General features: G+C 46.1%; 18 protein-coding genes. 11 read left to right on the top strand and 7 right to left on the bottom strand.

All coding sequences use genetic code 11. The features are described 5' to 3' along the window. Window positions 1-20: 20 nt before the first annotated feature. Together LDX50_RS00355 and LDX50_RS00350 are read left to right on the top strand one after the other, a co-directional pair. Window positions 21-1,907 carry a putative porin gene (locus LDX50_RS00355; protein ID WP_225696413.1) on the top strand — a complete coding sequence of 629 codons (1,887 nt, stop codon included), beginning with the start codon at window positions 21-23 and terminating at the stop codon, window positions 1,905-1,907. Between the two features lies 1 nt (window position 1,908). Then, a complete protein-coding gene (locus LDX50_RS00350) occupies window positions 1,909-2,502 on the top strand; it encodes a MiaE family protein (protein WP_225696412.1) in 594 nt (197 codons plus the stop codon). On the opposite strand, the gene LDX50_RS00345 is transcribed toward LDX50_RS00350, so the two are convergent. Further along, window positions 2,499-3,761 carry an asparagine synthetase B gene (locus LDX50_RS00345; protein WP_225696411.1) on the bottom strand — a complete coding sequence of 421 codons (1,263 nt, stop codon included), beginning with the start codon at window positions 3,759-3,761 and terminating at the stop codon, window positions 2,499-2,501. The genes LDX50_RS00350 and LDX50_RS00345 overlap by 4 nt on opposite strands. A 160-nt stretch (window positions 3,762-3,921) precedes the next feature. On the opposite strand from LDX50_RS00345, the gene LDX50_RS00340 reads away from it, so the two are divergent. Together LDX50_RS00340 and LDX50_RS00335 are read left to right on the top strand one after the other, a co-directional pair. Beyond that, on the top strand, window positions 3,922-5,115 hold the full coding sequence (locus LDX50_RS00340) for an ABC transporter permease (protein ID WP_338029986.1): 1,194 nt from the start codon (window positions 3,922-3,924) through the stop codon (window positions 5,113-5,115). Window positions 5,116-5,225: 110 nt separating this feature from the next. Further along, a complete protein-coding gene (locus tag LDX50_RS00335) occupies window positions 5,226-7,538 on the top strand; it encodes an OmpA family protein (protein WP_225696409.1) in 2,313 nt (770 codons plus the stop codon). Between the two features lie 2 nt (window positions 7,539-7,540). Here LDX50_RS00335 and LDX50_RS00330 read toward each other — a convergent pair whose 3' ends face one another. Continuing rightward, window positions 7,541-8,749, bottom strand: a complete 1,209-nt coding sequence (locus LDX50_RS00330) for an S-adenosylmethionine:tRNA ribosyltransferase-isomerase (protein WP_225696408.1) — start codon at window positions 8,747-8,749, stop codon at window positions 7,541-7,543. Between the two features lie 51 nt (window positions 8,750-8,800). Between LDX50_RS00330 and LDX50_RS00325 the strand changes: the two genes are divergently transcribed. Both LDX50_RS00325 and LDX50_RS00320 read left to right on the top strand, forming a co-directional pair. After that, window positions 8,801-9,877, top strand: a complete 1,077-nt coding sequence (locus LDX50_RS00325) for an o-succinylbenzoate synthase (protein WP_225696407.1) — start codon at window positions 8,801-8,803, stop codon at window positions 9,875-9,877. A gap of 10 nt (window positions 9,878-9,887) precedes the next feature. Continuing rightward, window positions 9,888-10,613 (top strand): VIT1/CCC1 transporter family protein, encoded by a 726-nt coding sequence (locus LDX50_RS00320; RefSeq protein WP_225696406.1) that lies wholly within the window; start codon window positions 9,888-9,890, stop codon window positions 10,611-10,613. On the opposite strand, the gene LDX50_RS00315 is transcribed toward LDX50_RS00320, so the two are convergent. The 3 genes from LDX50_RS00315 to LDX50_RS00305 all read right to left on the bottom strand — a co-directional run bounded on the left by LDX50_RS00315 (window position 10,610) and on the right by LDX50_RS00305 (window position 13,055). Then, entirely contained in the window at window positions 10,610-10,948 is a 339-nt protein-coding gene (locus tag LDX50_RS00315; protein ID WP_225696405.1) for an avidin-fold protein, read from the bottom strand. The two genes, LDX50_RS00320 and LDX50_RS00315, sit on opposite strands and share 4 nt — an antisense overlap. 57 nt (window positions 10,949-11,005) lie before the next feature. Then, the gene (locus tag LDX50_RS00310; RefSeq protein WP_225697559.1) at window positions 11,006-12,409 is read right to left on the bottom strand and encodes an alanine/glycine:cation symporter family protein; all 1,404 of its coding nucleotides are present in this window, start codon (window positions 12,407-12,409) and stop codon (window positions 11,006-11,008) included. A gap of 145 nt (window positions 12,410-12,554) precedes the next feature. Then, on the bottom strand, window positions 12,555-13,055 hold the full coding sequence (locus tag LDX50_RS00305; RefSeq protein WP_225696404.1) for a SixA phosphatase family protein: 501 nt from the start codon (window positions 13,053-13,055) through the stop codon (window positions 12,555-12,557). Window positions 13,056-13,200: 145 nt separating this feature from the next. Here LDX50_RS00305 and topA point away from each other — a divergent pair, with 145 nt between their 5' ends. After that, entirely contained in the window at window positions 13,201-15,507 is a 2,307-nt protein-coding gene (gene topA / locus LDX50_RS00300) for a type I DNA topoisomerase (protein WP_225696403.1), read from the top strand. Continuing rightward, on the top strand, window positions 15,504-16,184 hold the full coding sequence (locus LDX50_RS00295; protein ID WP_225696402.1) for an SIR2 family NAD-dependent protein deacylase: 681 nt from the start codon (window positions 15,504-15,506) through the stop codon (window positions 16,182-16,184). The genes topA and LDX50_RS00295 overlap by 4 nt, the downstream gene beginning before the upstream one ends. Here the strand turns inward: LDX50_RS00295 and LDX50_RS00290 are convergent. Beyond that, complete coding sequence (locus LDX50_RS00290; protein WP_225696401.1) at window positions 16,179-16,769, bottom strand: TlpA family protein disulfide reductase; 591 nt, start codon at window positions 16,767-16,769, stop codon at window positions 16,179-16,181. The genes LDX50_RS00295 and LDX50_RS00290 overlap by 6 nt on opposite strands. Window positions 16,770-16,901: 132 nt before the next feature. Between LDX50_RS00290 and LDX50_RS00285 the strand changes: the two genes are divergently transcribed. The 3 genes from LDX50_RS00285 to LDX50_RS00275 are packed head-to-tail and all read left to right on the top strand — an operon-like array spanning window position 16,902 to window position 23,147. After that, a complete protein-coding gene (locus LDX50_RS00285) occupies window positions 16,902-20,156 on the top strand; it encodes a S41 family peptidase (RefSeq protein WP_225696400.1) in 3,255 nt (1,084 codons plus the stop codon). Further along, a complete protein-coding gene (locus tag LDX50_RS00280; protein ID WP_225696399.1) occupies window positions 20,153-20,863 on the top strand; it encodes a hypothetical protein in 711 nt (236 codons plus the stop codon). Before LDX50_RS00285 ends, LDX50_RS00280 begins: the two co-directional genes overlap by 4 nt. A 43-nt stretch (window positions 20,864-20,906) precedes the next feature. Beyond that, window positions 20,907-23,147 carry a Tex family protein gene (locus LDX50_RS00275; protein ID WP_225696398.1) on the top strand — a complete coding sequence of 747 codons (2,241 nt, stop codon included), beginning with the start codon at window positions 20,907-20,909 and terminating at the stop codon, window positions 23,145-23,147. 26 nt (window positions 23,148-23,173) lie between these two features. On the opposite strand, the gene LDX50_RS00270 is transcribed toward LDX50_RS00275, so the two are convergent. Then, on the bottom strand, window positions 23,174-23,626 hold the full coding sequence (locus LDX50_RS00270; RefSeq protein ID WP_225696397.1) for a DUF7832 domain-containing protein: 453 nt from the start codon (window positions 23,624-23,626) through the stop codon (window positions 23,174-23,176). Between the last annotated feature and the right edge of the window lie 28 nt (window positions 23,627-23,654).

Raw genomic sequence — 23,654 nt, 5'->3', positions numbered from 1 at the left:
TTTTTTGTTTCTTATTTGCCATGCTATTTTCAGCCTCCGGGGGATGGTCACAGGTAATTGATGTCAATAAGCAGAACCAGGAAGAGGACCGAAGAGGGTCCTCCATCATTGATGATTCCACCAAACAGGTTTTCGGGCCACAGGATACCCGCTATACTTATGAGAAATATCTGAAATATAACAATCTTGAGATCTTTACAATTGATACCCTAATCCGGAATTTTCACCGGTTTCATTATGTCCCCGCCTCGGGCTTTATGTATCAGGACCTTGGAAATATTGGAACTGCTTTAAACCCGATTTTTCCTGAAAATGCCAATGAAATCGGGAAAATGACAGGATTTACTGCATACGACCCCTATTACAAAACCCCGGACGATATCAAATATTATAATACATTATCTCCATTCAGCCGCTTCAAAATCATCTGGGGAGGAGGAGGCCGCGCATTAACCGAAGCCAATTACACGCGAAATATCAATGAACGGATCAATTTTGGTTTTGAATACAGGGGTTATTTCATTGATAAACAGATCAACAGGCAGGGGCGGGGTGACAGGAATGTTCAGGGGGTTTACTATCATTTGCATGGGAGCTATGTCTCACAGAACAGGAAATATGTCGCACTGGCCTACTTTAACAGAAACCGTCATGTCGCATCCGATTACGGAGGGATCCAGAGTACGACCAACGACCCGATGGATGATATATTTTTTTCAGATAACCGGCAGGTTAATCTAACGGACGCCCAAACATCAGACCTTCGAACAAATTATCATCTGTATCATCAGTATGAGCTATCCAGGCTTGTACAGGTTTACCATTCGGTCGACCGATATAAGCAATTGAATCGCTTCAGTGATTCACCCGTGGATGACGCGTTTTGGCCGATTGATGTGGTGGATTCAGTTCAGGATTATGACCGAACCAAGTTTAACGTTCTAAAGAATGAGTTTGGTGTCAAGGGAGATGTGGGAAAAACATTCTATAATTTCTATTACAAGGCGCGGAAATTGAATCAGAATTACAAATACCTCGATTCTGATACGCTTTCGGTTCCCACCAATGACCTGGAACATTTTGGTGGTGTAAACCTCCGCTTCGGGAATGACAGCCTTAGCTATATTGAGGCCTACGGTGAGGTGGAAACCAGGGGGAATTACCTGATTGGCGGGCGACTCCAAAATACCTGGTTTCATGCCGAGGCGAGGAGTCAGAGAACAGCTCCGACCTATATGCAGCAGGCATATCGCGGCAGTCATCATGAATGGTCGAATGATTTTGAATCTTCTATCACAACAAGTATTTCAGGAGGGGTGAGTCTGAGTAATTCATGGCTGCAATTCCAGCCATCTGCGGGTTATTCATTGCTGACAAACTATATTAACTTCAGGCAGTATTACAACGCCGACAGTCTACTGCTGGTGGCACCATTTCAGGCGGCCGGAGATATTTCTGTTCTTTATGCAGAACTGGCCTTTTCCATTACCCTGTGGAAGCGACTTTTACTCAGCTCCACCACCCGTTTCACCAATGTATCAGGAAGTTCTGCCGATGCTATTCAGGTTCCGGAATTGTTTCATCTTTCGCAGCTTTCCTATAATAATATCCTTTTCGACGGGAACCTGGAGATACAGGTAGGTTTTGATTTTCTGTGGAGGTCGGACTATTACGCGATGGGTTATGATCCTGCTATTATGCAATATTATGTACAGGATCAATTTGAGGTTTACAGTTATCCGTTAATAGATGTATTTATCAATGCCAAGGTTAATCGCGGACGATGGTTCCTGAAATTGAATAATGTGACGGAGCTGATCCGTGGTAAAGGTTATTTTGCCACGCCGTACTATCCCGGACAGGCTACCGTTCTGGATTTTGGCATTGACTGGATTTTCTTCGACTGATATGGAAAAACAAGTATTAGGATTGCAGCTGCCAACAGATCCCCGCTGGGTTGATATAGCTTCAATGCAACTGGATGAAATTTTAATAGATCATGCCTATTGTGAACAAAAAGCAGCCAGCTCGTGCATTTCGCTAATTGTGAAATTTCCGGAAAAGGAAGCGCTTGTCGATATGCTTACTCCGGTTGTAGCGGAAGAATGGGCTCATTTTGAGCGGGTTCTCGAAGAAATGAAAAAACGGGGCATAACCCTGGGCCCAAAACGCAAAGATGAGTATGTAGCCGCATTGGCAGCCATCGAAAAGAAAGGTGGAAGCCGGAATGAACAGCTGGTTGAGAAGCTGCTGATGAATGCGCTGATCGAGGCACGCAGCTGTGAACGTTTCAGGCTGTTATGGAAAGAGATAGGTGACCCGGATTTAAGCAAATTCTATTATGAACTGATGGTCTCTGAGGCAGGCCATTATAAGAACTTCCTATCCCTGGCCAAGACCTACATGCCTGAAGAACATGTGGAGCAACGATGGCGGGAAATCCTTCGCAAGGAAGCTGAAATTATGAAGCAGATCACACCCAGGGGAGATCGAATGCATTAGGTTTTTTGTTTTTTTTTCTTGGCTGCAGGGAAGAGAATATTATTCAGGATCAGACGGTAACCGGGCGAATTCGGATGCAGGTTCAGGTCGGTAGGCTCCTCATTCACCAGATGCTGATAATCTTCGGGGTCATGGCCTCCATAAAATGTCCAGAATCCTTTACCAAAAACACCATGAATATATTTTGATTCTCCAATTGATTTATTTTCACCCAGGATCACAACGTCCGGTTTTATCAGACGTGATTTGTACCCTGTGGTCTGGCCATAAAACCCTTTGATGACCATTTCATGATTTTGGGTGAGCATAGTAGGTATCGGGTCCCATTTGGCAGAAAACTGAAAAAGTGAGAAATAATCATTTTCTTCTCTCAGCCCCCGTTCAGCGAAGTTATTATCGATATTCGAATACTCATATTCATACGGGTCCTGTTCCAGGATGAAATTTTCGAAGGCAAAGGTTTTGGAATAATCCAGTTTCTGCTGCGCGTTGGGATCTGCGGCATCACCATCGTACATCCGCTCAACCATATCCACACCTTCACCAGCCAAAGCGATATCGTAGGTATCGGTAGCACTGCACATGGCAAACAGAAAACCGCCGCCACCCACAAAAGCCTGTATACGTTTTGCAACAGCAAGCTTGAGGAGACTTACTTTGGAGAATCCATGCTTTCGCGCTGACGCTTCAAATTCACTTTGTTGCTGGATGTACCACGGATAATTTCGGTATGACCTGTAGAATTTGCCGTATTGTCCTGTAAAATCCTCGTGGTGCAGGTGAAGCCAGTCGTATTTTGGGAGCAACCCATCCAGAACCTCATCATCGAAGATAACATCATAGGGAATCTCAGCATATGTAAGCACAAGTGTTACCGCATCATCCCAGGGTTGCTTGCTTTTTGGTGAATAAACAGCAATCCGCGGGTATTTATCAAGACGCATCACGTCGGTATTGGAAGAGGGACTGGCGAGTTCGGCAATAATTTGGGAAGACTGGGCATCTGAAATAACAGAGTAACTCACTCCCCGGATGATCATTTCATTTTCAATCTTCTGGCTGTATTTGCACATGAAACTTCCGCCGCGGTAATTGAGTAACCAGTCTACCTCGATCTCCTGCTGCAGCACCCAGTATGCAATTCCATATGCCTTAAGATGATCAGACTGTTTCTGATCCATGGGGATCAGAATATAGTTAGCGAAACCTGAAACAATGATCAGATTTAAAAGAAGAATAAATACAACCCGCTTTTTCATGTTATTCAGCCATCTAATTTACCGATAAAACGTGATTTCGCCTAATCCCACAATTTCTTGCGGGGATAACGACAGATATGGCTAAATTAGTTTCCGGTAAAGCAATTCTATGAATCTCACGGAAAATATCAGGGAAGGGTTACGGTCAATTCAAGCCAATATGCTTCGAACGGTTCTCACCGCACTCATCGTTACATTCGGTATCATGGCGCTGGTTGGAATCCTTACGACCATCGATGGTATTCAGTATTCTGTTACAGACAGTTTAGCTGAATTGGGTGTGAATGCCTTTTCCATTCAAAGTAAGAATAATTTTCGGGGTCGGCGTCGCGGAGTGAGCGAGAAGAATTATCCTCCTATCAAGTACAAGGAGGTAATGCGTTTTGCAAAGGAATATGACTGGCCGTCTGCCACCCTTGCCATGGGTACTACGTTAACGGGTACAGCAGAGGTTAAGCGCGGGTCGAAGATTACAAACCCGAATATTACGGTACTTGGCATCAATGAGGAATTTATCGCCCTTGAAGGACTGAATATTGAAAAGGGGAGGAATATTTCTGCACTGGAAATTCAATATGGATCCAACGTGGCAATCCTTGGAAAAAAGGTCTTTAACGGACTATATAACAGTAATGACACCATCAACGGAACGGAGGTGGCGTTTTTGGGTACGAAATATCGTGTGATAGGGGTACTTGAGGAGCGTGGTAATTTTGGCGGGGGTTCAGGAGGTCCGGATAATACGATTTTCATTCCCATTGTAAATGCTAATAACCAGGCGAAGGGCAGACAACTTTCCTACAGCTTAAAGGTAGGCATTACAGATCCCACACAAGTTGAGGCGGCCATGGGGGAAGCAACAGGAACTATGCGGAAAATTCGTCAGGACGACATCGGTGCGGAAGATTCTTTCGAAATTGAAAAGAGCGAGAGTCTTGCAGATACGCTGGAAGAGATCAGTGGTCGCCTGAGAATTGGAGGATTTGGAATAAGCTTTGTCACCCTGCTTGGCGCCTGTGTGGCACTCATGAATATAATGCTTGTTTCAGTAACAGAGAGGACCCGTGAAGTGGGTGTCCGTAAGGCACTTGGTGCAACCACAATGCGAATAAGGCAACAATTTATTGTAGAGGCAGTCGTGATCTGTCTGCTGGGGGGTATCCTTGGGATTATTCTGGGCATTGTTATCGGAAACCTTATCTCAAGGCTGCTTGATATTGAAGGTCTCGTTATTCCCTGGCTGTGGATGTTCTTTGGACTCGCTGTATGTGTTGTGGTGGGCGTTATAAGCGGGTACTACCCGGCCAACAAGGCAGCCAACCTTGATCCGATCGAGTCTTTGCGATTCGAATAGCCCTCTAAATGCTATTTTCACCACTCTGTGTAAGGAATCGGGTATTAACGCACGTTTTTTAAGGTTACCATATCTTATCATTGACAATTCATGCAAAATTGATTTGTCTTATGATGCGATTTTTTATTGGAATTACCCTGGTATTATTTTTTACAGGGGTCTATGCACAAGGTGATCTGGCGACAGCAGATAAGTATTTCAAGCTAAAAAGCTACGATAAAGCCCTTCCGCTTTTTGAAGATGCTGTTAGCAACGGCGTGGATGATCCCATGATCCATTATAAACTGGCGTATTGCTATACCGAACAGGATGCAACCGCGGATAAGCTGAAAGCTATTCCCCATTTCGAGAAGGCATTGGCCGGGGCGGGGAATTACCTTCCCGCAGACACGCCCATGCTCCTGGGAGAACTTTATCACCGAAATGGTCAATTAAATGATGCCCGGGCACATTATGCCAATTATAGAAAAACCATTAAGAGCAATCAGAAGCTCATCAATGAGATCGATCGCAGACTTGCGATGATTGATAACGCAGAGAAATTGATGAAGCAGCCACTCGATACTAAGATCAAAAATCTGGGATCGATCATCAATTCGCCGCTTACCGAATATAACCCGGTCGTAGCAACTGATGAAAGTGTTATGGCCTACACGTCGTTAAGACCAAATGACGGAAAGAATCGCAGCGGAGAAAAGTATATTGAGGAAATCAAAATCTCCTATAACCACGCAGGAAACTGGTCACAGCCTGAAGTAATTGATGTGGCTTCAGACTATAATGTTGGAACGGCAGGCATTTCTCCTGACGGGCAACACATGTTGATATTTATTGGTGGAGCGGAAGGTACCGGAGATCTGTATTTCCTGCATAAAACCGGCAATGGCTGGTCAGACCCCGAGCCCCTAGACTCCAGGATCAATTCCAAATACAGGGAAACCACCGGGAGCATGACACCTGATGGAAAAACAATTTATTTTGCCAGTGACCGTCCGCAAGGCCTGGGCGGACTGGATATTTACAGGTCTGATCTTTTACCCTCCGGGGAATGGAGCGCGCCAGTTAACCTGGGGCCTTCTGTGAATACACCGTACGACGAAGATGCACCTTTTATCCATCCCGATAAATGGACGTTATTCTTCACCAGTGACGGGCATAATTCAATGGGTGGCCGTGATATTTTTGTGAGTCGTCTCTTCAATGAGGAATGGACCACTCCTGAAAATATGGGCTATCCGATCAATACTACTTTCGACGATAATTACTTCACCCTCAGTGCCGACGGGCGTAAGGGATATTTTGCATCAGATCGCGTTGGCGGACAGGGCGGCCAGGATTTATACAGCATCGATATGCCTGAGGAGGAATCGAATATTCCGCTTACCATGATCAAGGGTCGCATATTCAACAGGGAGACGGGTGAGCCTCTGGCAACCACCATCTATATGATCGATGTGGAGTCAGGCAAGAAACTTGATTTTGTTTACCAGCCCGATCCTGCTACGGGTAAGTACCTGATCGTATTACCTCCTTCGAAGAATTATGATATGGTCATTGAATCTGAAGGATTTTTGCCATATACGCTTAACATTAACGTGCCCGGGCAAACATATTTCTATGAACTCTTTCAGCAGATCTCGCTTGAGCCGATCCGTCAGTTCGACGTGACAGTCGGCCAGCGTGTTGAAGTTCGGAATGCATTCTACGACAGCCATGAAGAAGCTGTTGCTGATCAAAAGAAAACGCATGAAGCCAAATTGATCCATAGCGGTGATGTGGACGTCTATGAGCTAATGAATGATCTGATAGCAGCAGGCGATGAAGAAGCGATAGACTATCTTCTTGAACTCATTAACACCGAACATCCAATTGAGCAGGTAAATTTCCGGGAAGATCCCCGTCTTGAAGTTGCGGTTCGCTATTTCTACTATGATGAGAGTGATGAAAGTAAATTCGAACAGAAAAATGTTGGTGACAAAACCGTTTTCTCTTTACCATCAGTACCTGTTACGGAAGTGGCGAAGCGACAACTTAATGAAAAAGATGTGCCGGCGACTATTGACCCGAATGTTTTGAATGTAACTGAAAAGATTTATTTCCTGGTTGATAAAAGCAATCTTGATCCCAAGTATTCCGCATCGCTGAATGATATTCTCAAGCTGCTCAAAGAGCACGATGAGTTGGGTATCCAGATTTCCGGTTATGCATCCTCGGAAGGAAATGAAGATTATAACCGTGAACTTTCCAACAAACGCGCGATAGCTGTGCTGGAATACTTCAATCACAAGGGAGTGGTGCGACGAAGAATCGTAGCCCGTGGATATGGTGAAACCAAGGACGACAAATCATCCGCTGAAGAAAGCCGTAGGGTAGAAGTGAAAGTGATCCTGCTGGAAGGACATGCACGCATATCCGCGCCGTAATTCTAAGGTATCAATAAGGAACTGTCTCCATAACTCAGGAAGCGATACTTGTTATCAAGCGCTTCCTGGTATACCTTTTTCCAGTCGTCTCCGATAAAAGCAGCCACCAGTAAAATGAGGGTGGAGCCGGGTAGGTGGAAATTGGTGATCAGTCCGTCACATACCCTGAACGTATATCCCGGATAAATGAAAATTTCAGTACGACCGGCGAGGCTTGTTCGTCCCTCCGCGTCCATATGATCAATAATCGCCTGTATGGCTTCATTCCTGCCCGGCAAGTCCTTCTCATTGAACTCGTAGGCGGTATTCTGATCGATGATGAATTTATCAGATCTTCCGGTAAATAGGAGCACACCATACCAGTACAGACTTTCCAGCGTTCGCATGGATGTGGTTCCCACAGCAATTAGTGTAGCACTTGCCATAATATTCAACAGGTTGTCTCGTGTTACGTATATCTGCTCGCCATGCATCTGATGTTTGGTAATGTCATCCTCCTTGATAGGCATGAACGTGCCGGCGCTCACATGAAGTGTCAGGAAATCGGTTTTTATACCACGATCCTCGAGTGAATTCAATACTTCCGGGGTAAAGTGTAATCCGGCGGTTGGTGCTGCGACTGCACCTGCTGCGTGGCTGTATACCGTTTGATAGCGATCCTTGTCGGACGGATCTGCTTCACGCTTTATATAAGGTGGCAACGGAATTTTTCCGATCAGCTCAACCAATTCAGAAAATGCAATCGGTGCATTCCAGGTTAGGGTAATCAACGATCCCGTTCTGTCATGGATACTTGCCCGAACGGTTATGGTTCCTGTAGCTGCAGGTACAGAAAGTTCCAGAATCTCATCGTTTTTCCATTTTTTAAAATTTCCAACCAGGCACTTCCATGTAGATTCAACTGTACATGACATTGCGGTAGCTATATCGGGAGACGGGAGGACCGGTTCCAGCAGAAACACCTCGATCAGCGCCCCGGTGGATCGCTGAAAGATTATCCGGGCCGGGATCACTTTGGTGTCATTGAAAAACAGTGATGACGAATCCGGTAGTTGTTCCGAAAGTGTATTGAAAATATGATGGGAAATATATCCCTTCTGATATATGAGTAACTTGGATTGATCCCGTTCCGGCAGCGGTTTTTCTGCGATACGGTGAGCAGGAAGCTCGTAGGTATAGTCTGACAGTTGAATTTTTCCGGCCTTATTCATAAGGTTGCAAATATAGGATGGAAATGATGATAGAATCCAATATTTTTGAATGTGTCGTTAACAGCAAAATTTTTCCCGTACCGTCTTGATTTTACGTTTGATGCAGGAACCTCCCGGGGTATCCTGAGGAACAAGGTATCCTGGTATCTGGTTCTCTCTGATTCTGAGAACCCTGAATTCAGTGGGTGGGGTGAAGCAGGCCCGTTGCCCGGTTTGAGTAAGGAAACCCAGGCAGACGTAGCGGAAAAGTTACAACAGATCACCACCAGCATCTCCGGAATGAAGCTGCCGGAATCCGAACCGGAATGTCTCGCACTTGCTGCCCGTCACTGTGATATCAGTGTCCCATCTGTTCGGTTTGCCCTGGAATCAGCGTTGCTGGATCTTTTCCGCGGTGGACGGCGGGATGTTATTTCCAGCACTTTTTATTCCGGCAATCATCGGATCCCCATCAACGGACTAATCTGGATGGGTGATACGTCCTTTATGAGAGAACAATTCGATCATAAGTACCACGATGCCTATACCTGTTTTAAGATGAAAATTGGTGCCATTGAATTTCAGCGCGAGCTGGAAATCCTCAAATACATTCGAATGAGGACCGACGCCATTCTAAGGGTAGATGCTAATGGCGCATTTTCTGATCAGGATGTGTTTGCAAAGCTTGATGCTTTATCAGCCTTCAACCTGCACTCAATTGAACAACCTGTAATGGCTGGTCAATGGTCTTTAATGGAAGAGGTGTGTAAAAGATCGCCTGTACCTGTTGCCCTGGATGAGGAATTGATTGGTATCAACGACGAGGAAGAGCGCAGAAGGATTCTATCCACTATCAAGCCCTCTTACATTATTTTAAAGCCAACACTTGTCGGCGGAATAGCATCCACGCGAAATTGGATAAGTCTTGCCCGGGAATACGGAATTGGGTGGTGGATGACTTCCGCACTGGAATCGAACATTGGGTTGAATATCATTTGTCAACTCACAGAATCTGAAGGTTATAACGGGCATCAGGGACTTGGGACCGGGCAGCTCTATCACAACAATATTGAGAGTCCGCTTGAAGTCTCCGGCGGCTACATTTCATATAATCCCGGGAAAACCTGGAAATTACCTATCTTGAAATAAGATGAAACGGATGACAGAAGATAAAATGCACTCAGAGGGCAAGATCTGGATCTTTGACAAGGCCTATATCAGTGAATTTGTCTACGGGGGTATTGATGGCGCCATAACCACATTTGCCGTGGTGGCAGGGGCTGCGGGAGCCCAGGCTGAAATTTACTATGTCCTTCTGTTTGGCTTTGCAAACCTGATTGCTGATGGTTTCTCCATGTCGGTAGGTAATTTCTTCTCGGTAAAGACAGAACGGGACAATTTTGAAAAGCATAAGCAGGTGGAATACTGGGAAATTGAACACCTAAGGGAACATGAGGTTCAGGAAATCCGGGAAATCTACGCGGCAAAAGGTTTAACAGGCCAGCTGCTTGAAGATGTTGTGAAAGTGATTACTTCCGACAAGGATGTGTGGGTGGATACGATGATGAAGGAGGAACTCGAGATGTCGAAAGAGACCAAGGCGCCTTTGAATACTGCTTTCGCCACTTTTGTCTCTTTCAATGTGGTGGGAATTATCCCGTTGTTATCCTATGTGATCGCATTGATATTCGATCTGAATGAATCACGATTGTTTCTGATATCCTGTATTGCAACGGGTATTGCGTTAATGATCGTAGGCTATCTGAAAAGTTACGTCACCGAGAAACCATGGGTGCGGGGCGTCCTGGAAACAGTGCTCCTCGGCGGGCTTGCAGCAGTCTTTGCATATTTTGTGGGAGAGGTACTGGCTGGCTGGTTCACCTAGACCTCTATCACAATGGAGCTTCCGCGCGATTCATCACCGCATGTCCATTGCCATTCCTCGTGCAGCTTAATTTTACCGTTTGGCATGATTTCGGGCTTGGATTTACACTTGCCGGTTTTTAATTCTCCCTTGTCATCCACATGGTGATAACGCATCCGAAGTGAGCCATCTTCCTGAACGAGTGCAATCAGGTGGCCAAAATGAATGTGTTTCCCGGAGTACGTTCCTGTAACGATATTTCCTTCCTGGTAATAATGAAATATGGAAGTAGGATCAACATCCCCTTCACTATCGTTGTGAATTGGACGGAATTTTCGATTATGATAATTAATCATTTGCCCGATCTTTAATGAAAAGGTACGAACAGGAATGGCATATTTGCAAGCATGATTTTAGCCGCTGATCCGTGAAGCTTTCAGTTCGCTGAAATACTTTTTGCTAACCTGCATTACTTTGGGTGAAAGAATCACCGCAGATATCATGGTAGGAATGGACATCAGGGCGAAAGCCGAATCGATCACACTAATGATTGTGCCCAGTGACGCCATGGCTCCGTACAGGATCGAAATCACATAAAAATAGTTATAATATTGCTGTCTTTCCGCCCCGATCAGGAAGCCAAGGCATTTAGTGCCATAATAGGAATAGCTGAATAAGGAGGTAATAGCAAATATAAGTACACACAACATGAGGAGGTATTGTCCGAATCCCGGGAATGCCTCAGTAAAGGCTGTCGCAGTCAGCGTTACACCATTTGTGTCGGATGTTTGCCATACGCCGGTTATGAGAATAGCGAGTCCGGTAAGGGTGCAGACAACAATGGTATCGATCATCGGCCCCAGCATGGCTACAAGTCCTTCCCGTACAGGCTCCATGGTTTTGGCGGCACCGTGAGCCATCGGTGCAGTACCGATACCGGCTTCATTACTGAAGGCGGCTCTGCGCGTACCCAATACTATCAGGCCGCCAAGAATTCCTCCAAATGCGGGGTCACCGTGATAGTTTTCTGCTGAAAAAGCATTTGAAAATATCATTGAAACGTATTTGGGGAGTTCATCCAGGTTAAGAAAGATGATGCCCACCACAGATGCGAAATAAAGGACCACCATAGCCGGAACCATCTTCCCTGCCACCTTACCAATACGCTGAATTCCGCCAAAGATCACCAGTGCCACAAAGACGAGAATCCCCAGGCCGATGTATAAATTCAGATCCATGAATGATATGAAACCCAGATCGATCTCGGTTCCTTCAATGCCATTGGGCAGAAAAATGATATCGCGAAAAGCCTGGGTCAGCTGATTTGCCTGAAAGATCGGCAAACATCCGATCATCCCGAAAAAGGCAAACATGACCGCCAATGGTTTCCAGTTCCTACCAAGACCTTCTACAATTACATACATGGGACCGCCCTGTAATTCTCCTGCTGAATCTTTCCCCCGATACATTACCGCGAGTGTGCAGGTGAAATATTTCGTTGCAGTACCAACAATAGCGCTTATCCACATCCAGAAGAGTGCGCCGGGGCCACCCACCGCGATCGCAACAGCCACGCCGCTGATATTACCCATGCCCACGGTGGCCGCAAGTGCGGTGCTCAATGCCTCAAAATGATTGATCTGCCCGGGGTCGTCTGCCTTGTCATATTTGCCCCGCAAGACGTTTACCGCATGCCAGAAATGCATGAATGGAACAAACTTCGAATAAAAAAGGAAATATAATCCTCCTCCAAGCAGCAGGATCAGGAGGGGAAGTCCCCAGATCCAGTTCGCAAAATCGACGATGTACTGATTAATTATTTCCAAATCTGAAATTTTCTAAGCGCCTAAATTAAAAATTACCATATGAAGTCTGCTACCATTTATCTAAAACTTGCTGATTATACCTTGCAGGGAGCGAAAAAGTCGGCTCTCATTGATGTGAAGCCGTTTTTTAATAAAATCAGAAATTCAGGAGATCCGGATAAATATAGCTGATGAATTTCCCGTGTCCCTGGCTGATTTCTTCCCAATGCGCTGTTTCAAAATCGATATTTACCAGTCCGCAGGTTTCCATTGTTCCTGTTTCTGCATCTGAAATATATTCAGCAAGATAGGAGATCGCCGGATTGTGGGCGACGAGGAGAACGCTTTCCCATTCATCTTTTAGATTATTCACTACCTGAAGCAATGTGCGTACCGAGGCTTCATACAATTCATCGTTGATGTGTATCCGTCCCGGATCGTATCCAAGCTGTTCAGCGATCAGGGAGGCGGTATTGAGTGCGCGGCTGGCCGGACTTGAAATGATGATATCAAATCGGGTCTTGTCATTCTGCAGTTTCATGCCCATGCGGCTGGCATTTTGTAGTCCGATTGAATCGAGTTCACGTTCGATATCTTTCTGACCGCTAAGTTTTTCCATGGCCCTTCCATGTCGTAGCAGGAATAGACTTTTGCTCATTTTTTTTGTTATAACCGTTAAAAAGTGTAGAATTCTGTGCTCAAAGTACTGAAAGTCATTCAGATTAAATAAAATGGATCGCAATTTTATTTGTAAAAAATTTGATGAACTTTGAGCCCGAGTCAAGAAACAGACCAAGTTAAATATGCCAAAGAATCTAGTAATCGTAGAGTCGCCCGCTAAAGCAAAAACCATTGAGAGCTACCTTGGGAAGGATTATAAGGTGACCTCCAGTTATGGTCATGTGAGGGATTTGCCCAAAGGAGATAAAGCAGTGGACAAGGAAAACGGGTTTAAGCCAACCTACGAAATCACGGCCGATAAGAAAGAAGTGATCAGGGAGTTGAAGAAACTTGTGAAGGATGCGGAAACCATCTACCTGGCCAGTGATGATGACCGTGAAGGGGAGGCGATTTCATGGCATTTAAAAGAAGCACTTAATTTAAATGACGCAAATACCCGTCGGATTGTCTTCAGGGAAATAACCAAAAAGGCGATAGAAAATGCGATTCAAAATCCTCGTGGTATTGATATCGACCTGGTGAATGCGCAGCAGGCGCGGCGAATTCTTGACAGGCTGGTTGGGTTCGAGCTTTCCCCTATACTATGGAAAAAGATTAAAACAGGTCTGTCTGCCGGCAGGGTTCAGTCTGTTGCCGTTCGCCTGGTTGTGGAGCGAGAACGCGAAATTGATAAATTCGAGGCGGTTTCGTCCTTCCGCATCACCGCGATATTCCCGTTGAAGGATGGGATGGAATTGCATGCTGAGCTATCGAAGCGGTTCCCGGCATTGGATGATGCTCGTGAATTTCTTAATGATCTGATCGGTGCCGAATTCAAGATCTCCGATTTACAAAAGAAACCGTCAAAGAAATCTCCCGCACCGCCATTTACGACATCCACGTTGCAGCAGGAGGCAAGCCGTAAGCTTGGGTTCTCTGTAGCACAGACAATGTCGATTGCACAACGCCTGTATGAATCTGGAAATATCTCCTACATGCGTACAGATTCGGTGAACCTATCCGATGAGGCGATTCAGGGAGCCACCAGTGAAATCAAAAAGGAATTTGGTGAGAATTATGTAAAGGTCCGTCGTTATAAGACCAAGTCGAATTCTGCACAAGAGGCCCACGAGGCCATCCGTCCCACAAATTTTGCACTGCTTCAGCCGGATGGCGACCGGAATTCCGTGCGATTGTATGAACTCATCTGGAAACGAGCCATTGCCTCGCAAATGGCCGATGCCGAGTTGGAGAAAACAACGGCGACCATTGAGATTTCCACGCGTCCGGAAACGTTGACAGCCAGTGGAGAGGTAATTAAGTTTGATGGATTCCTCTCGGTCTACCTGGAATCTACGGATGACGAGGAAGGTGAGGAGCAAAAAGGTATGCTGCCTCCGCTCACCATTGGAGAATCACTTACCCTGGGCACCGCTCAGGCCCGGGAAAGTTTTACCAGACATCCCGCCCGCTATACAGAAGCAAGTCTCGTGAAAAAGCTGGAAGAGATGGGTATTGGCCGTCCATCTACGTATGCACCTACTATATCCACTATCCAGAAGCGAAATTATGTTTTGAAAGAAAGCAGGGAAGGTAAGGAGCGTGAGTATCACCTGCTGAAACTAAAGGGCAGTGAAGTGAAGGAAAGGGTTGAAACAGAAATCACTGGTTCCGAGAAGAACAAGCTTTTCCCCACCAATATTGCTATGGTTGTGAATGACTTTCTGGTGGATCATTTTCCGAATGTCACCAATTACAGTTTTACTGCTGATGTAGAGAAGGAATTTGATGAGATCGCCCACGGAAAGAAAGAATGGAATATCATGATCGGTGATTTCTATAAAGACTTTCATTCAAAAGTTGAGGTTACCGAAAATATTGAACGGTCTGACGTTCCCAAATCGCGTGAAATCGGGATAGACCCGAAAACCGGAAAGAAAATTATTGCCCGACTGGGCAGGTTCGGACCGCTCGTTCAGCTGGGAGAGGATGATGATGAAGACAAGAAATTCGCCAGTCTCCGTCATGGCCAGTTTATCGAGAACATTACACTGGAAGAAGCTCTTGATCTGTTCAAAATGCCCCGTGATCTGGGTAATTTTGAAGATAAACCGATGCAGGTAGGTATTGGTCGCTTTGGTCCGTACGTAAAGCATGACAATAAATTCGTATCCATTCCCAAAGAAGAAGATCCGTACGCTATTGATGCTAACCGGGCTATTGAGCTGATTAAGGAGAAGCGCATTGCGGATGCGAATAAATACATCAAGGTGTTTGATGAGAATCCTGATATCCAGGTACTAAACGGTCGTTTTGGTCCGTATATCAAGGCCGGAAAGAAAAACGTTAAGATTCCCAAGGATAAAAAGCCCGAAGACCTGACGCTGGAAGAATGCCTGGAACTCGCCGAAAAGGCCCCTGAAAAAAAGAGCAGAAGGAAGGCCAAATGAAAAAGATTGTCGTACTCACGGGTGCGGGGATAAGTGCTGAGAGCGGGATTCCCACTTTCCGGGGTGCAGATGGACTATGGGAAGGCCATGATGTAACGGATGTGGCATCACCTGAAGGCTGGGCAAGGGATCCCGCCCTGGTACTCGAATTTTACAATCAGCGTCGAAATGTGGCGCGCTCGGCCAGGCCAAATCGAGGGCATGAAATTCTTGCTGAGCTGGAATCTGATTTCAACGTGCGGATCATCACTCAGAATATTGATGACCTCCACGAACGCGCAGGAAGCTCCAGTGTGTTGCATTTGCATGGGCGCCTGAATCAGGCAAGAAGCACGGTAGATCCTTCACTGATTTATGAAGTGGACAAAATAAACCTGGGAGATACCTGTGAGCTGGGATCCCAGCTTAGGCCGAATATTGTTTGGTTTGGTGAAATGGTACCCGCCATGGAAGAGGCAATTTATGAGGCGCAGCAAGCTGATATATTTATGGTAGTGGGCACATCCCTGCTTGTTTACCCTGCGGCAGGTCTTATTGAGTTCGCCCGTCCCGAAATACCCAAATTCATTGTAGATCCGTCGCTGCCAGACGTGAGGTCATTCGAATCCCTCCATATGATCGAGGAACCAGCATCAACAGGCCTGGAAAAGGTGCGAATGATGTTGGGCGATTTATAGCCGGTCAGAAAGTTGACGAAGCAAATCCTTTACTTTTTCATTATTGTAATCGGCCATTCCGCTGTGTCTTGAAATAATTTCACCGCGCGGAGAGATAATATAGGTCGTTGGAAGAACATTCCCCTGGAAAACGGAAGGAGTTGGGCCTGCCGCCATAAAAACAGGTAAGGTGTACCCTTTGTCGGCCATAAATTTTCGCGGCTTCTCCCTTGAATCATCCCGTGAAAGTATAATAAAAACGACATCTTCAGATGCTTCGGAGTCATAGAGTGCCTGAATGCCGGGCATCTCGGCGATGCATGGTGGACACCAGGTGGCAAAAAAATTAAGGAAAACCACTTTGCCGCGGAACTGCTCGAATGGAACAGGTTGTCCGTCAAGAGTTTGAAGAGTCCACTGATAGTCGGTAACCGGGTAATTGTCATCATCATCAATGGAGGTGTCTGGCTTGATGATCCCCGTGGATAGTATGATACGCTGACCAAATGCGACTACAGGCCTGTACCATCCTGTGAAGTAAAGCACCAGGAAGATGCCAAGCGGAATACCCCATTCCTTCAGGAATTTTACTACGTGTTTATTCATTTGACAAAGGTATGACATACAAAGCCAAAGAAATGTAACAATAGCGACATTCAAAAAAGCATCTAAAGAACAGGGTGCATGTTTCAATTGATTTGGCTAACTTTTATGTCCCAATAACCCAACCCAACAATTATGAAAAAAACGCTAGTTTCCCTGGCGGTCATGCTGATCGCTTTTTATTGTTCCGCACAAATAGACGCCCGACTGATGAGATACCCGGATGTCTCAGCCACACATATAACCTTTGTGTATGGGGATGATATCTGGCTTGTGGAAAAATCTGGTGGCACAGCCGTTAAGCTAAGTTCGCCTCCCGGCGAGGAGATGTTTCCCAGGTTTTCTCCTGACGGACAAATGATTGCCTTCACTGCGAATTATGAAGGCAACAATGATGTATATGTCGTAAGTGTCCGGGGAGGAATTCCGAAACGGCTCACCTACCATGGAATGACAGACCGCGTACTTGGCTGGCATCCCGATGGCGATCATATCCTGTTTGCCTCATCGAGGGAAAGTGGCCGGCAACGCTATAATCAGTTTTATACTATTTCAAAAAATGGAGGCTCGCCGGAAAAACTGGATGTCCCGTATGGTGAATATGCCAGTTTTTCTCCGGATGGAAAGCAGCTCGCCTATACCGACCGCAGCCGCGTTCAGCGTACGTGGAAAAGATACCGTGGTGGTACGGCTCCCGATATTCACGTTTTCAACCTCGATGATCATTCCACCTCCAATATCACCACTAATGACGCCAACGATGAGCTTCCAATGTGGCACGGGGATGATATTTATTTTCTTTCAGATCAGGGGCCGGAACAGCGGGCGAATATCTGGAAGTACAGTTTAACCAGCGGCACGGCCTCCCAAATGACAAATTTCACAGATTTTGATCTCCACTTTCCCGGGATCGGACCGGATGATATAATATTTCAGGCCGGGGATCAGCTATATCTGCTCTCAATTGCCACAGGGAATTATTCAACCGTGCAAGTAAATGTGATTACAGATCAGATGGGTCTGATGCCGGTACAAAAAAATGTATCATCCATGATGCAGTCGGCAACCATCTCGCCCGACGGCAAACGGGTAATCGTTCAGGCCAGGGGAGAGTTATTTTCTCTTCCTGCTTCGGAAGGGTATGTGCAGAACCTGACACAGACTTCAGGTGCGGCAGAGCGCAATCCGTCCTGGTCGCCCGACGGGCGGTATGTAGCTTGCTGGAGTGATGCTCAGGGAGAGTACCAGTTAACGCTGTATGACATGGAGGGTTCATCACAACCCAAAACAGTAAGCGCATTTAATGATGGATTCAGGTATGCTATTTACTGGTCGCCCGACAGCAAGCATGTGGCTTATGTGAACCAGGCAATGGAAATTCAGGTGATGGATGTTACATCAGGTTTGGCTCGTACAATTGACAAGGGCTTTTACATGTTCGAAGGTCCGCTGCAGGGTTTTAGTGTGAGTTGGTCTCCTGATAGTCAGTGGATTACATATGCCCGTGATTACACCAGGGTAGCCAGTGCCATATTCATATACAATGTTAAAAGTGGAGTGACCACCCAGGTGACATCTGGCTACTACAATGATCAGTCTCCAGTTTTCAGCGCCGATGGAAAGTATCTGTTCTTCGCAACTTCGCGGAATTTTCAGCCCAGTTATTCTGATTTGGATAACACCTTCATCTATGCAAATTCCACCCAGCTGGCCGTGATTCCATTAGATGCCGGAACACCGTCCATTCTTGCAGCCAAGAATGATGCCGTGGAAATTAAGAAGGAAGAAGTGGAAAGCCCGGAAAAAAAAGGTAAGAACAGCAAGTCGAAGGATGAAGAGCCTCCAAAGGAATCCGAAGAAGTGAAAATTTCTTTTGTTGGTTTTGAAGAGAGGGCGGAGCTCCTTGATATACCTGCAGGAAATTATGGTAATCTGGCTGCTGCGAAAGACAAACTCGTGTTTTCCCACTATCCGAATACAGGCGCGGCGGATGGCTCGTCGGCATTGAAGTTTTATGATATTAAGGACCGTAAGGTAAAGACTGTTATGGATGGTGTTGGGAATTTTCAGCTATCAGCTAATGGAGAGCAATTGCTAATCATGAAGAACGGTACACTGGCGGTAATTCCACTTTCTGAAGGGGCTAAGATGGACAAGACCGTTCCAACCAAGGAAATGATGATGACGATTAACCCCCGTGAGGAATGGCGTCAGATTTTTAATGATGCATGGCGGCTGGAACGTGATTATTTCTATGATCCGAACATGCACGGAGTGGACTGGAATGCCATGAAAACGCGATATGGAGCCCTTATTGAGCAGGCCAATTCGAGAACGGACGTGAATTTTATTCTGGGTGAACTGATCGGTGAACTCAATGCATCTCATACATACAAAGGAGGAGGAGACCTGGAGGATACCCGTCAAATGAACGTGGGCTACCTGGGGGCTGATTTTAGCGTTGATAAAAATTTGTATCGGATCGACAAGATCATCAAAGGTGCGCCCTGGGATGTAGAGGTTATGTCTCCATTGCATAAACCCGGCGTGGATGTGGCAGAAGGAGATTATATCATGGCGGTAAACGGGCAGCGCGTGACGGCCGACAAGCCGGTATTTGCCTGGTTCCAGGGACTGGCCAATAGTACCGTTGAATTGGCCGTAAGTAAATCCGGAAGTATGACCGATGCCCGCAAGGTGCTGGTAGAACCCATGAGCGGAGAAACCAGATTACGTCATCTCGCATGGATTGAGTCGAATCGTAAACGTGTTGAAGAGGCAACGGATGGCAGGATCGGTTACGTGTATGTACGGAGTACGGGAATTGATGGTCAAAATGAATTGATCCGTCAGTATTACGGTCAGATTGACAAGGCCGGTATGATCATCGATGAACGCTTTAACAGCGGCGGACAGATTCCTGACCGCTTTATTGAATTGTTGAATCGCAAACCACTCGCGTTTTGGGCCGTTAGAGACGGCAAAGACTGGGCATGGCCTCCTGTAGCAAATTTTGGCCCTAAAGTAATGCTGATCAACGGTTTCAGTGGTTCCGGAGGGGACGCTTTTCCGGATTATTTCCGGAAGGCTGGATTAGGTCCGCTGATCGGAACTCGCACCTGGGGCGGATTGATCGGAATATCCGGTGTTCCGTCCTTGATTGATAACGGTTCCGTGACAGTTCCTACATTCAGGATGTATGATCCTGATGGGGCATGGTTCAAGGAAGGTCATGGTGTTGATCCGGATATTGAAGTTGTGGAGGATTTTCAGAAGCTTGCGGATGGAACAGACGCGCAGCTGGAGGCCGCTATTACAGAAGTACTCAAACAGCTCAATGGCAATAGCGCATTTAAAAAACCTAACCGGCCTTCAGCAGAAAGCCGATGAGTAAAAAAAGGTTAAAATTCCCGGAGAAATGGAGATATTTTCTCCGGGAAATTTTCATTGTTATTGTCGGCATTCTCATTGCGTTCATTCTGAATTCCTGGTGGCAGAATTTGCGTGAACAGAAGTCTTTGACGGTAATTCGGCAAAATCTGCGTGAAGAGGTACGCTTTAATCAGGATGAGCTATCGGGAACACTGATTATTCATAGGGTGGCTGCCTCAAATGCATTGAAGCTGCTCGAGGCATTTAAAGCCGGGAGCAATGAGGTGACGATGCAGGACACGGTTTATTACGCCATGCTGATCTGTGCCACTTTTGATCCGGCCGATGGAAATATAAATTCGATCCTGAACTCCGGGAAGCTTGACCTGATCGATGACAATGAACTTATCAAATCACTCACGACATGGAACCGGATGAAACTTGATGCCATTGAGGATGAATCAGCCGGATTTTCGTTGGTGGAAGATCAGCTATACCCATTTCTGCGAACCCGAATTGACCTGGCGAGTCATGAGGAGAGGTTATGGAGCCGGGTCGGAGATGGGATCAGATTCGAGATTTCCGGGCAGCCGGTCACGATAGAGAATTCACTGGAACTTCGGAATATGATTGCGCAGCGCTATGCCAGGCTTAAAATAATCATAGGGGCCTTAAATCGGATTGATAAACATCAGGAAGAAATGCTCGGCTTACTTGATAAGTGAATAATTATGTCAGTTATTTGCCGTCGATTTTTCTAACCCGAACATGACATATTCAGCTCAGATTGCCAGTGAACTTTCCTTACAGGACAAATTTGTTTCCGCAGTGATTACAATGCTTGATGAAGGGGCTACCATTCCCTTCATGGCCCGATACCGTAAGGAACGGACAGGCAGTATGGACGAAGTAGATATCGCGAAAGTCCGTGACCGCTATGAGCAGCTGCAGGAATTGGAAAGCCGAAAGGAGGCCGTCCTCAAGTCGATCGAGAAACAGGAAAAGCTCACCCCGGAACTGGAAAATTCAATTCGCAAGGCGACGACTCTCGCGGAGGTGGAGGATATATATCTTCCCTACAAGCCCAAACGCAAGACACGGGCTTCACAGGCAAGGGAAAAAGGGCTGGAACCTTTGTCAGAACTTATTTTTACACAGGATCCTGGTGTTGATCCGGAAGCCAAGGCTGCTGATTTCATCAATGAAGAACTTGGTGTCGCAACGATCGATGACGCACTACAAGGGGCAAGGGATATTATAGCAGAACGGATCAATGAAGATGCGGAAGCGCGGAAATTTATGCGTTCCCTTTTTGAGAAAGAAGGGGTGATATCCTCCAGGGTGCTGACTGGTAAAGAAGAGGAAGGTGCGAAATATCGGGATTATTTTGACTGGAGTGAGAGGATCAGCCAGGTTCCGTCGCATCGTTTGCTGGCTATGCGCCGGGGTGAAAAAGAAATGATCCTTTCCCTGGAAATTGGCCCGGACGATACTGCGGCCATCACTAAACTTGAGCAGCATTTTCTGAAGAATCAATCCGGCTCGGCCGAACAAGTAAAGATGGCAATCGCTGATGGTTATAAGCGTTTGATGCATCCATCCCTGGAGACCGAGATACGAATTGTTTCGAAAAGCAGGGCAGATGAGGATGCGATCCATGTTTTTGCGGATAACCTGCGCCAGTTGCTGCTCGCAGCTCCATTCGGACAGCATAATGTATTGGCATTAGATCCGGGATTTCGAACAGGATGTAAGCTGGTTGTTTTAGATAAGCAGGGCAAATTACTTCATAATACGACTATTTACCCCAACGCTCCACAGAATCAGACTGCAGCGGCGGCTTCACTGATTCTTGAGCTGACCAGGAAGTTCAACATCGAGGCGGTGGCCATCGGAAATGGTACAGCCAGCCGTGAAACTGAGGCATTTGTAAAGAAAATAGGATTGCCAAGGGAGATGCATATTCTTATGGTAAATGAGAGCGGTGCTTCCATATACTCAGCTTCGGAAGTCGCGCGCGAGGAATTCCCGGACCATGACGTGACTGTTCGGGGTGCCGTATCGATTGGGCGTCGTCTGATGGACCCCCTGGCAGAGCTTGTGAAGATAGATCCGAAATCTATTGGTGTGGGACAATACCAGCATGATGTAGACCAGAATCAATTGAAAAAGAGCCTTGACGATGTGGTGATGAGTTGTGTAAACTCGGTGGGAGTTGAGCTTAATACAGCCAGCAAGGAGCTGTTAAGCTATGTGTCCGGCCTGGGTCCGCAGCTGGCAACCAATATGGTGAAGTATCGCAATGAAAATGGCGCATTCAAGAGCCGGACAGAAATTCTGAAGGTTGCACGAATGGGGGAGAAGTCCTTTGAACAGGCAGCGGGGTTTCTTCGTATTAAATCCTCAAAAAATCCACTGGACAATTCAGCTGTTCATCCTGAAAGTTATCATATTGTTGAGAAAATGGCGGCCGATCTGGGATGTGCTGTGACTGATCTCATGCAGGATGAACAACTCAGGAAAAAGATTGATCTCAAAAAATATATTACGGATGAGGTAGGCCTTCCCACGTTACAGGATATTTTACTGGAACTGTCCCGACCGGGTCGTGATCCGCGTGAAAAGTTTGAATCCTTCAGTTTCGATGAATCCGTTCATGAAGTAGAAGATCTGAAGAAGGGAATGGTATTGCCGGGTATCGTTACAAATGTGACAAATTTCGGGGCATTCGTTGATATCGGAGTTCATCAGGATGGCCTTGTGCACATCAGCCACTTGTCTGACAAGTTCGTTTCCAATCCCGCTGAGGTTGTAAGTGTGCAGCAACAGGTATCTGTTACCGTGCTTGAGGTGGATATTAACAGAAAACGAATTTCACTTTCCATGAAGAGTGAGCCTTTCGGGGAGAAAAAGCAAAAACCTCAAAAGAAAGCTAAACGGGAGGAATCACGTGGAGGTGGCGATATGCATGATAAGCTGAATGCCCTCCGGAACAAATTCGGTAAGTAAAAAACCCCGGATTCGGGGTTTTGGAATTAACTGATCATCTTTTTCCAGTCTGAAAAGCGCACATCAATACGGTTGCTCATGGACTCATAATTTTCCCATGAATCCTTCACATGGTAAATCGATGGCAGTTCCTTAACCAGAACAAGGTCATAATCCCTGCGATACAAACCCCCTCCATAGTAATAGTAGGAAAACATATTTCCCTGCTTGTTGAAAAGCTCGTAACCGAGGTAGCCATCCCATAATTCACTCAGAATGGTACAGGAAATTTCCCTGCGCTTGAACCGTAGGATCTGCACTTCTGCCTCTTCTTCGAAGTATTCAGAATATAATTCATTGTCGATGATCCATCCCAGGTAGATCCCTATATGCACGTAAGCCTGTTCTATGGGAAGGTTTTCCGGGAAGTTTCCCAGGAAATGCGATTTAGCATTATCATAAATGGTCTTTTGTATGTCAGCACGCTTATCCAAACTCATACGTTTATTATTAAGTTGAAAAAATTCG

The sequence above is a fragment of the Fulvivirga sedimenti genome (assembly GCF_020328055.1).
The sequence above is the reverse complement of the archived record's forward strand: the minus strand, read 5'-3'. Positions and strand labels throughout refer to the sequence as shown.

Coding starts and splice junctions, on each gene's coding strand:
- LDX50_RS00280 (WP_225696399.1), top strand. CDS start 20,153: ATGAGTAAAAAAAGGTTAAAATTCCCGGAGAAATGGAGATATTTTCTC.
- topA (WP_225696403.1), top strand. CDS start 13,201: ATGCCAAAGAATCTAGTAATCGTAGAGTCGCCCGCTAAAGCAAAAACC.
- LDX50_RS00330 (WP_225696408.1), bottom strand. CDS start 8,749: ATGAATAAGGCCGGAAAAATTCAACTGTCAGACTATACCTACGAGCTT.
- LDX50_RS00320 (WP_225696406.1), top strand. CDS start 9,888: ATGACAGAAGATAAAATGCACTCAGAGGGCAAGATCTGGATCTTTGAC.
- LDX50_RS00350 (WP_225696412.1), top strand. CDS start 1,909: ATGGAAAAACAAGTATTAGGATTGCAGCTGCCAACAGATCCCCGCTGG.
- LDX50_RS00285 (WP_225696400.1), top strand. CDS start 16,902: ATGAAAAAAACGCTAGTTTCCCTGGCGGTCATGCTGATCGCTTTTTAT.
- LDX50_RS00355 (WP_225696413.1), top strand. CDS start 21: ATGCTATTTTCAGCCTCCGGGGGATGGTCACAGGTAATTGATGTCAAT.
- LDX50_RS00345 (WP_225696411.1), bottom strand. CDS start 3,761: ATGAAAAAGCGGGTTGTATTTATTCTTCTTTTAAATCTGATCATTGTT.
- LDX50_RS00290 (WP_225696401.1), bottom strand. CDS start 16,769: ATGAATAAACACGTAGTAAAATTCCTGAAGGAATGGGGTATTCCGCTT.
- LDX50_RS00340 (WP_338029986.1), top strand. CDS start 3,922: ATGCTTCGAACGGTTCTCACCGCACTCATCGTTACATTCGGTATCATG.
- LDX50_RS00305 (WP_225696404.1), bottom strand. CDS start 13,055: ATGAGCAAAAGTCTATTCCTGCTACGACATGGAAGGGCCATGGAAAAA.
- LDX50_RS00270 (WP_225696397.1), bottom strand. CDS start 23,626: ATGAGTTTGGATAAGCGTGCTGACATACAAAAGACCATTTATGATAAT.
- LDX50_RS00315 (WP_225696405.1), bottom strand. CDS start 10,948: ATGATTAATTATCATAATCGAAAATTCCGTCCAATTCACAACGATAGT.
- LDX50_RS00275 (WP_225696398.1), top strand. CDS start 20,907: ATGACATATTCAGCTCAGATTGCCAGTGAACTTTCCTTACAGGACAAA.
- LDX50_RS00335 (WP_225696409.1), top strand. CDS start 5,226: ATGATGCGATTTTTTATTGGAATTACCCTGGTATTATTTTTTACAGGG.
- LDX50_RS00295 (WP_225696402.1), top strand. CDS start 15,504: ATGAAAAAGATTGTCGTACTCACGGGTGCGGGGATAAGTGCTGAGAGC.